3 protein-coding genes are annotated in these 2,072 nt (G+C 58.0%); 2 read left to right on the top strand and 1 reads right to left on the bottom strand.

Annotation, left to right across the window (positions count from 1 at the left end; all coding sequences use genetic code 11):
- A partial coding sequence (locus FNA46_RS24575; protein WP_143127872.1) for a LysR family transcriptional regulator occupies nucleotides 1–623 on the bottom strand: 623 nt, incomplete at its 3' end.
- A 95-nt stretch (nucleotides 624–718) separates the two neighbouring features.
- Here FNA46_RS24575 and FNA46_RS24570 point away from each other — a divergent pair.
- Both FNA46_RS24570 and FNA46_RS24565 read left to right on the top strand, forming a co-directional pair.
- Nucleotides 719–1,558 carry a pirin family protein gene (locus FNA46_RS24570; protein WP_143127871.1) on the top strand — a complete coding sequence of 280 codons (840 nt, stop codon included), beginning with the start codon at nucleotides 719–721 and terminating at the stop codon, nucleotides 1,556–1,558.
- Between the two features lie 68 nt (nucleotides 1,559–1,626).
- The coding region (locus FNA46_RS24565) for an NAD(P)-dependent oxidoreductase (RefSeq protein ID WP_143127870.1) at nucleotides 1,627–2,072 on the top strand (446 nt) is incomplete at its 3' end.

Here is a 2,072-nt window from a genome sequence, read left to right as displayed (position 1 = left end):
GCCGTAAGCTTCGAGCGGTCTGACAGAACAAGCTGCACATGTTGCGCGAGCACTTTGGTCGTGATTGGACCGCGAATATGAGCGAGAGGATGGCTGGGGGCCGCCACCATCTGATATCCGACTTGCAGCAAGTATTCGCTGCTCAGATCCGGGTGCGCTCCTCCTATGGGGCCGCGAATGCCGAAGGCGCATGTTCCGTCCAGCACAAGTTCGAGAACCGCTCCTAATCCCTCGACGGAAATACGCAACGTCGTATCGGGAAATCGCATCTGGAAGCCTGTGATAGCCTGTGTCAGCACACGGGTCGGAAAGAGCACATTGACCACAAGGCTAAGCTCAGGTTCGAGGCCTTTTGCCAATCCATGCGCACGCGCTTTGAAGTGATCTATGGCTCCCGTAACAGTCCGCGCCTGTTCAAGCAGCGCACGGCCTTGCTCGGTCAGCACGGGATATCGGCCACTTCTGTCGAACAGAGGAACACCGATGAGAGCTTCCAGATTTGCGACCGTCTGGCTCACCGCCGACTGTGCCCTGCGAAGGCGACGCGCTGCTGCAGAAAAGCTTCCGTTGTCCGCCGCAGCGACGAATGTTCGCAACTGATCAAGTGAGAAGCCATCAAGCATGTATCGGAAATCCAGATGGATAATATCGCTATATAGTGGATTGTCCGATGTCAGGCAATTCGGGATAACCACCTCGGAACTTAAGAGGTGCTCCCGTGGTGCGCGTTTCAGAAATCCTTCATGCCCGCCATCACAGCAGTGGTGGCATTTTCTCCGTAAACACCATCGATCTCGAGCAGTTTAATGGACTCTCCTCACCACTCGCGCTGCTCGATAATTTCCGCGTATCCGGCCAGCCTTTCGGGCCGCATCCTCATGCCGGTTTCTCGGCGATCACCTACGTGTTCGAGGACTCGCCTGTTGCGTTGCGCAGCCGTGACTCGCTCGGCAATGACCTTGAGATAGGTCCCGGGGGGATCGTCTGGCTTCAGGCCGGACGTGGTGCTCTGCACCAGGAAGTCCCTTCGGTCCGTGGTGGTGAACTGCATGGCGCACAGATTTACGTCAATCTCAGCATGCGCAACAAACTGACCGATCCGCAGACGATGTATATGCTGCCTGGCCAGGTTCCAGAATGGCGCAGCGAGACAGGCGACCGCGTCCGTGTACTGGTGGGCGCTTATGGCAATGTCATTTCGCCCGTCAAGCCTGTGGAACCTTACACGATCCTCGAAGCATTCGTATCCCACGGTATCAACCTGCCGCTGGCTGTCGGCGACAACACAATCGTCTATGTACTCGACGGCCACCTCGAAGTGAGCCTTGATGATCACATTCATCGATTGTCGAGCGAGACCGCGCTCGCATTCTCAGGAACCGGTGAGGTTAAACTCGCTGCCTTCAATGGCGTTGCCCACGCCCTTCTTCTCGCCGGACCCGCACTGAACGAACCGGTTGTGGCCGATGGACCGTTCATCATGAACGATACCGCCGGGATCCGGAGCGCCTTCCATCGCTTTCAATCGGGCCAGATGGGCACCCTCGACGCCGTCTGACAGGCGCTTATCGATGCGGCGTCCTGTGGCAATGCCTTCAAAAACGTCCCAAACTGGAGAATTTACATATGACATCCAAGAGGATTACGATTATCGGCGGCACCGGATATGCCGGGTCGGCGATCGCACGCGAAGCGGCCAAGCGTGGCCATGTGGTGACATCGGTCAGCCGGTCGGTTCCGGCCGAACCGATCCCTGGCGTTACCTATGTGGCCTCAAGCGTTGAGGATGCCGGTGGTTTGCTTGCAGGCATCGATGTCATTGTCGGCGCCTTTTCTCCACGTGGGGCCAACAGAGGTGCTCTCGCCGGTGTCTACGCAAACCTTGCGCGCAAAGCTGCGGAGACGGGCGCCCGCCTTGTTCTGGTCGGCGGTTTCTCTTGCCTGAGGCGGACACCCGGTGGACCGCGGATGCTGGAAGGGGAAAGCTTTCCACCGGAGGTTCCGGCCGAGGTTGTTGCCGAAGCACAGGAAAATCTGGATGTCTTGAACAATCTGCTCGCGGACACCACTGG

Source organism: Affinirhizobium straminoryzae (genome assembly GCF_007004135.1).
Lineage (GTDB): Bacteria > Pseudomonadota > Alphaproteobacteria > Rhizobiales > Rhizobiaceae > Neorhizobium > Neorhizobium straminoryzae.
Note: the sequence above shows the minus strand (reverse complement) of the source record. Positions and strands in the feature narration are given on the sequence as shown.